This window comes from Pseudomonas fuscovaginae SE-1 (genome assembly GCF_000364705.1).
Classification (GTDB): Bacteria; Pseudomonadota; Gammaproteobacteria; order Pseudomonadales; family Pseudomonadaceae; genus Aquipseudomonas; species Aquipseudomonas fuscovaginae_A.
The window spans coordinates 48689-55912 of the sequence record NZ_AQOH01000243.1 but is presented as its reverse complement, the minus strand read 5'-3'; the positions used below and the strand labels follow the sequence as shown (position 1 = coordinate 55912).

Below are 7224 nucleotides of genomic sequence, written 5' to 3'. Positions count from 1 at the left end.
AGGGGCCGCGATGGGGTTTCAAAGGTTTTCATACAGAACCTAAGAGCCCCTTGGACGCCTACTGGCGAGCTTTAGAGAAAAGGGCGGATCGATTCGTCAGCCCAATGCCGCTTCAAGTGACTTCCGCCCCCAATGACTCGCAAGTAGCTTGCGGTCGGCCATTGATCCGACCACTCCTGCCAGATGAAGAACCTCAAGGAAAAAGGGGCAGAAATCCTAATGTTTCCCAGCGTGCAAACCAGCCGAGAGTCGGATCCAAGCGCAAATTCTTTCGAAATTCGGAACGTCCATCCTGCTAGCCCTGTGCTAGCCCGCCCCAAAAATAAAAAAGGCCTGCATCGCTGCAAGCCTTGATTTTACTGGTGCCGGAGACAGGAATCGAACCTGCGACCTTCGCGTTACGAGTGCGCTGCTCTACCGACTGAGCTACACCGGCGTGGCGCTAACGCTAGCATCGGGCGACGAACGGAGCAAGCTAATCGGGCTTGATCGCGATTACGCCCTGGGCCCAGAAACGGGGTTGGAGATGTCCGCCGTATTGCTGCTGGTAGAGTTTGTTGCGCTCATCCAGGTGCGGCACATCGCGGATTGCCACGTAGGCCAGGAACAGTACGGCGGCGGTACTGATGCCCATCCATGACCAGTGGATGAAGGCATTGGGTTTGGCGGGCTCGCTTTTCCAGACATGAATGCCCATCAGCCAACCGACCACCAGGGACAGCCACAACTGGGAGTACGGCATCACGATCACGCCGTCGACCATCGATTGGGCCAGGGCGCCGATCAGGCTGGCGAACAGGCAGACGCGCAGCAGGTCGACCGGGTCGTTGGAGTCGGCGCGCTCGCGGACCAGGCGGAAGGTCGCCCAGAGCCCGCGGCCGACCAGCCACATTACCAGCAGGGTGGAGGGGATACCCCATTCGCAGGCCCATTGCAGGATGGCCTGGTGCGGGTGGGCGGCGATGGGGTTGTGGATATCGGCGAAGTGCATGGGGCCGAAGCCGAGCCAGGGGCGTTCGCGGATCATGTCCCAGGCTTGTTGCCAGATGACGTCCCGAGCGGAAAGGGAAGTGGTCAGGCGTTCGCTGACGACATTGGTGACTTCAATGCCAAGGTAGCCCGGAAAGGCACTGAAGAGGAGACAGTAGAGGGTAATGCCAGTAAAAATGGCCAACAGCTGCCATATTATCCAGCGTCTGCCGGAGCGGCCCACTGAAGACAATACGCAGGCCGCTAACGCCATTCCAAGCCAAGTACCACGAGTACCTCCGGTTATCGCGATAAGCCACCAAAAGCTCAAAAAAAAGAAGACCACAATACGCGAGGAGCGCTTGAGTGCGAACAGCAACAAGGGTAGAGACAGTATAGGGATAGTGAACGTCTGAAACTGACCATAAAAGCGTCTATTTGAAAAACCCTCAAAAAGCAGACTTGTATCTAAAATCCCCGCCCCGCCCCAAAAAACAGAGGTCACGCCAACAAAAAATTGAGCTATCTTGGCCGCGCACAAAAAAAAAGTAAAACCCAAAAATAACTTGTCACCCCGCTCCCCGGCAGACACCCTATAGCTATAGAACATCAGCGCAGAAGCTCCCAACACAATAAAAACCGAAAGCTCTACGAAAGCCCAGCCAACCTGATTACTGTCTAATGAAGAAAAAAAACCCAAAAGCACAATAAAAAAAAGGACACTAGCTACTCCCCCGCCCCAAAAACCACGAAACTTTTCCTTAGAAAAAAAACAAAAAAACACTATAAAAACCTGCCCCACCCTCTGCAAATCATGACCATACGGGGCGCAAGCAATGTAAACCATCACAAGAAAGCAAGAAAAAACCGCCCACCGAACATTGAGCACATGAAAAAACATTCGGCACCTCAAGCCAAAACAAAAAAGCGCCTCGAAAGACGCTTATATTGAAAACCAAAACTCTCAATCAACTGCCAACTTGTTTACACAGAACTGGCACAGCACCACTATTTTGAGTAGAAAGGCAACCACTTGCCGCATCAACACTCCAAGTCAAAGCCGCCGTACCCAAAACTGGATTAAGAATGAGAGTAGAGGCAGTACTTGTAGTCGCTGTAGGTGTTACGGTTATCTTCCCGTCGGTCACCGCGACACTACCCACGTGGGTCGTTGCGACACTCCCTGGAATCCCATTCGTCCCCAAGCTGCATCCAGTAAGTGTGCCTTTTTCCTGAGCACAAGAGGCCACAGCCGTTTGGTAAGTATTAGCGACAGACGTAACCTCAGAAAATTTTGCTCTGTATGTATAGTTTTGATACACGGGAAGCGCGACCGCTGCCAGAATCCCGACGATCGCCACAACGATCATCAGTTCGATCAAGGTGAAACCCTTTTGAGCATTCATATTTCGTCTCCAGACGTGAAAAGGCCGTGTGGCTCGTTTACACCAAAGCACGCGCCGTGCCATGCCTGACAGGACTGATCCACGCCGGCGATAAAGCATCTTCCGATGGCAAAGACTGCTCCGGAACAACAAAACCTGACATTTTTTGTCACTCCCCCATCCCCGATTTGGCACCACCGCCCGACTACGCTATAAAACTCGCAATGTCCGTGTCTGGTACCTACATGAACGATATCGCCCTCTCCGGCCTCGCCAAGCAGTTGGTGGCAGCCGAGCTGATTACCGACAAGAACGCTCAGCAGGCGTATCAGCAAGCCCAACGCAATCGGATGTCCCTGGTCAGCTACCTGGTGCAGAACAAGCTGGTGAAAAGCCGCGAGGTCGCGGAGATTGCCTCCGAACACTTTGGCGTCGCCCTGCTCGACCTGAACTGCCTCGACAAGGAAAGCCAGCCCAAGGGCCTGGTCAGTGAGAAACTGATCCGCCAGCACCATGTTCTGCCTCTATGGCGACGTGGCAACAAGCTGTTCGTCGGTATCTCCGACCCGAGCAACCACCAGGCGATCACCGATATCCAGTTCAGCACCGGCCTCAACACCGAGGCAATTCTGGTGGAGGACGACAAGCTCACCGACGCCATCGACAAATTTTTCGACAGCGGTACCAGCGGCCTCGAAGAGATGGCCGATGTCGATCTCGATGGCCTGGACATCGAATCAGCCCATGACAAGGAACACGACCCCATCGCCGGCCAGGACGCCGACGACGCCCCCGTCGTGCGCTTCGTCAACAAGATGCTGCTGGATGCCATCAAGGGCGGCTCTTCCGACCTGCACTTCGAGCCCTATGAAAAGGTCTACCGTGTGCGCCTGCGCACCGACGGCATGCTCCGGGAAGTCGCGCGGCCGCCGATTCACCTGGCAGGCCGGATCGCCGCCCGCCTGAAGGTCATGGCCAACCTGGATATTTCCGAGCGCCGCAAGCCGCAGGACGGCCGGATCAAGATGCGCATCTCGAAGACCAAGGCCATCGACTTCCGGGTCAACACCCTGCCGACGCTGTGGGGTGAGAAGATCGTGATGCGGATCCTCGATCCGTCCAGCGCGCAGATGGGCATCGATGCACTGGGCTACGAACCGGATCAGAAAGACCTCTACATGGCGGCCCTCAAGCAACCGCAGGGCATGATCCTGGTCACCGGCCCCACCGGCTCGGGTAAAACCGTTTCTCTGTATACGGGCCTGAATATCCTCAACACTGTGGATATCAACATTTCCACTGCCGAAGACCCGGTGGAAATCAACATGGAAGGCATCAACCAGGTCAACGTCAACCCGAAACAGGGGCTGGATTTCGCCCAGGCCCTGCGCTCGTTCCTGCGTCAGGACCCGGACGTGATCATGGTCGGCGAGATCCGTGACCTGGAAACCGCCGAAATCGCGATCAAGGCGGCTCAGACCGGCCACCTGGTGCTGTCGACCCTGCATACCAACAGCGCTGCGGAAACCCTGACCCGCCTGCAGAACATGGGTATCCCCGGGTTCAACATCGCCACCTCGGTGAGCTTGATCATTGCCCAGCGCCTGGCACGCAAACTGTGCCCGCACTGCAAAAAGGAAATCGACATTCCCCAGGAGACGCTCCTGAAAGAAGGCTTCCCCGCGGATCAGATCGGCAAGTTCAAGGTCTACGAACCTGTGGGCTGCGACCAATGCAATGGCGGCTACAAGGGCCGTGTCGGCATTTACGAGGTGGTGAAGAACACCCCCGACCTGCAACGATTGATCATGGCCGAAGGCAACGCGATCGAGATCGCCGAGCAGATGCGCAAGGAAGGCTTCAACGACCTGCGGACCTCAGGCCTGCGAAAGGCCATGCAGGGCCTGACCAGCCTGGAAGAAGTCAACCGGGTCACCAAGGACTGATTCATGGCGACGAAAGCGGCAAAGATAAGTACCTACGCCTGGGAAGGCACCGACAAGAAAGGCACCAAGGTCTCCGGCGAACTGACCGGCCACAATCCGGCACTGGTCAAGGCGCAGTTGCGCAAGCAGGGGATCAACCCGGGCCGGGTGCGCAAGAAAGGCACCTCGCTGTTCAGCAAGGGCAAGCGTATCAAGCCCCTGGACATCGCCCTGTTCACCCGCCAGATGGCCACCATGATGAAAGCCGGCGTGCCGCTGCTGCAGTCTTTCGACATCATCGCCGAGGGTTTCGACAACCCCAACATGCGCAAGCTGGTGGACGAGATCAAGCAGGAAGTCGCGGCGGGCAACAGCTTCGCGGCCTCCCTGCGCAAGAAACCGGAATATTTCGATGACCTGTACTGCAACCTGGTCGATGCGGGCGAACAGGCCGGCGCCCTGGAGAGCCTGCTCTCGCGGGTAGCGACCTACAAGGAAAAGACCGAGGCGCTCAAGGCCAAGATCAGGAAGGCCATGAACTACCCGATCGCGGTCATTCTGGTGGCGATCGTTGTCTCCGGGATCCTGCTGATCAAGGTGGTGCCACAGTTCCAGGCGATCTTTGCCGGCTTCGGCGCGGAACTGCCGGCCTTCACCCTGATGGTGATCGGGCTTTCGCAGATCCTGCAGGACTGGTGGTGGGTGGTGATCCTGGGCCTGGGCGGCGGTATCTATGGGCTGATACGCGCGCACAAGACATCCGCGCGCTTTCGCAACTGGATGGACCGCACGCTGCTGAAAATCCCGATCATCGGGCCGATCATCTACAAGTCCGCCGTGGCCCGCTTTGCCCGTACCCTGTCGACCACCTTCGCCGCCGGCGTACCGCTGGTCGAAGCCTTGGACTCGGTCTCGGGTGCAACCGGCAACGTGGTGTTCAGGAACGCCGTCAACCGGGTCAAGCAGGATGTTTCCACCGGCATGCAGTTGAACTTCTCCATGCGCACCACCGGGGTTTTCCCCAGCATGGCACTGCAGATGACCGCAATCGGCGAAGAGTCCGGCGCCCTCGACGACATGCTCGACAAGGTCGCGACCTACTATGAAACCGAAGTCGACAACAGCGTCGACAGCCTCACCAGCTTGATGGAACCGCTCATCATGGCCGTACTCGGCGTGATCGTCGGCGGCCTGGTGATCGCCATGTACCTGCCTATCTTCAAGCTTGGCCAAGTGGTCTAAACGATGCCCCTACCCGACTTCCTGGCCAGCCACCCGCTGGCCTTTGTTTTTTGCGCACTCATCCTCGGCCTGATCGTCGGCAGTTTCATCAACGTCGTCGTCTGGCGCCTGCCGAAAATGTTGGAGCGTGACTGGCGCGAGGAAGCCCACCGGATCCTCGACCTGCCCCTGCCCGAGCCTGCACCGACCTACAATCTGTTGTTGCCCCACTCCCACTGCCCGCACTGCAATCATCGCATCCGCGCCTGGGAAAACCTGCCGCTGCTCAGCTACGCGCTGCTGCGCGGCAAATGCTCCCGTTGCAAGGCCCCGATCAGCAAGCGCTACCCTCTGACCGAACTGGCCTGTGGCCTGCTGTCGGCATTCATCGCCTGGCATTTCGGCTTCGGCTGGCCCGCCGGCTTGCTGCTGGCGCTGACCTGGGGCCTGCTGGCGATGAGCCTGATCGACGCCGACCATCAGATACTGCCCGATGCGTTGGTCCTGCCCCTGCTCTGGCTGGGTCTGATCGCCAACCACTTCGCCCTATTCACCACCCTGAGCGATGCTCTCTGGGGGGCGGTCGCCGGCTACCTGAGCCTGTGGTCGGTGTATTGGATATTCAAGCTGCTGACCGGCAAGGAAGGCATGGGCCATGGTGACTTCAAGCTGCTGGCGATGCTCGGCGCCTGGGGCGGCTGGCAGATCCTGCCGCTGACGATCCTGCTGTCATCGCTGGTGGGCGCGATACTGGGGCTGATGCTGTTGCGCCTGCGCAACGCCCAGACCTCGACGCCAATCCCCTTTGGCCCCTATCTGGCGATTGCCGGCTGGATTGCATTGCTCTGGGGTGGTCAAATAACCACTTCCTATCTGCACTTTGCCGGCTTTCAATGACCACATCCGCGACAAAACCCTGGATCCTCGGCCTGACCGGCGGCATCGGCAGCGGCAAGAGCGCCGCCGCCCAGCACTTCATAGACCTGGGCATCCACGCCGTGGATGCCGACCACGCCGCCCGCTGGGTGGTGGAACCGGGGCGTCCGGCGCTGCTGAAGATCGCCGAGCACTTCGGCCCCGGCGTGCTGCAGGCCGACGGCCAACTGGACCGGAGCGCTCTGCGCCAGCTGATTTTCGCGGACGCCGAACAGCGACGCTGGCTCGAAGCGCTGCTGCATCCGCTGATTGCCGCGGAGATCGCCAGCCACCTGGCCAAGGCACAGTCGCCCTACGCGATCCTGGTCTCACCGCTGCTGATCGAGTCCGGCCAATACGCTACCACCCAGCGCGTGCTGGTGATCGATGCGCCGCAAGCGCTGCAGGTCGAGCGCACGCTGCTGCGCGACCAGACCAGCGAGGAGCAGGTTCAGGCCATTCTCAAGGCCCAGGCCAGCCGCGAGGAGCGCCTGAAATACGCCGATGACGTCCTGGTCAACGATCGCGACCTCGCCTGGCTGCACAGCGAAGTCGAGCGCCTGCACAACTTCTACCTGACTTTACGAGGAGGCCGAACATGAGCCAGCCCCTGACCGTCGAATGCCCAACCTGCGGAGCCCCCGTGGAATGGAAAGCGACCAACACCAACCGACCGTTCTGCTCCGACCGCTGCAAGCTGATCGACCTGGGCGCCTGGGCGGCGGAAGAGCACAAGATCCCGGTCGCCCCGGATGCCGAGGACGAGCTGTTCTCCGAAGAACTGTCGCCGCGCACTCACTGATCGCAAG

Annotated in this window: 7 protein-coding genes and 1 tRNA gene; 5 read left to right on the top strand and 3 right to left on the bottom strand. The window is 58.9% G+C overall.

Features of this window, described 5'->3' with window-relative positions; all coding sequences use genetic code 11:
- Positions 1–360: 360 nt before the first annotated feature.
- From K675_RS0120935 to K675_RS32460, 3 genes are all read right to left on the bottom strand, one after another.
- Positions 361–436, bottom strand: a tRNA-Thr gene (locus K675_RS0120935).
- Positions 437–475: 39 nt separating this feature from the next.
- Positions 476–1870 carry an O-antigen ligase family protein gene (locus K675_RS32465; protein ID WP_051070760.1) on the bottom strand — a complete coding sequence of 465 codons (1395 nt, stop codon included), beginning with the start codon at positions 1868–1870 and terminating at the stop codon, positions 476–478.
- A gap of 67 nt (positions 1871–1937) precedes the next feature.
- On the bottom strand, positions 1938–2375 hold the full coding sequence (locus K675_RS32460; RefSeq protein ID WP_026145393.1) for a pilin: 438 nt from the start codon (positions 2373–2375) through the stop codon (positions 1938–1940).
- Between the two features lie 224 nt (positions 2376–2599).
- Between K675_RS32460 and pilB the strand changes: the two genes are divergently transcribed.
- The 5 genes from pilB to yacG are packed head-to-tail and all read left to right on the top strand — an operon-like array spanning position 2600 to position 7217.
- Positions 2600–4300, top strand: a complete 1701-nt coding sequence (gene pilB / locus K675_RS0120920) for a type IV-A pilus assembly ATPase PilB (RefSeq protein WP_017905429.1) — start codon at positions 2600–2602, stop codon at positions 4298–4300.
- A 3-nt stretch (positions 4301–4303) separates the two neighbouring features.
- The gene (locus K675_RS0120915; protein WP_017905428.1) at positions 4304–5521 is read left to right on the top strand and encodes a type II secretion system F family protein; all 1218 of its coding nucleotides are present in this window, start codon (positions 4304–4306) and stop codon (positions 5519–5521) included.
- Positions 5522–5524: 3 nt separating this feature from the next.
- Positions 5525–6397, top strand: coding sequence for a prepilin peptidase (locus K675_RS0120910; protein ID WP_017905427.1), 873 nt, complete (start codon positions 5525–5527; stop codon positions 6395–6397).
- Positions 6394–7017, top strand: coding sequence for a dephospho-CoA kinase (coaE, locus tag K675_RS0120905; RefSeq protein WP_017905426.1), 624 nt, complete (start codon positions 6394–6396; stop codon positions 7015–7017). Before K675_RS0120910 ends, coaE begins: the two co-directional genes overlap by 4 nt.
- Positions 7014–7217, top strand: a complete 204-nt coding sequence (yacG, locus tag K675_RS0120900; protein WP_017905425.1) for a DNA gyrase inhibitor YacG — start codon at positions 7014–7016, stop codon at positions 7215–7217. Before coaE ends, yacG begins: the two co-directional genes overlap by 4 nt.
- The last annotated feature ends 7 nt before the right edge of the window (positions 7218–7224 follow it).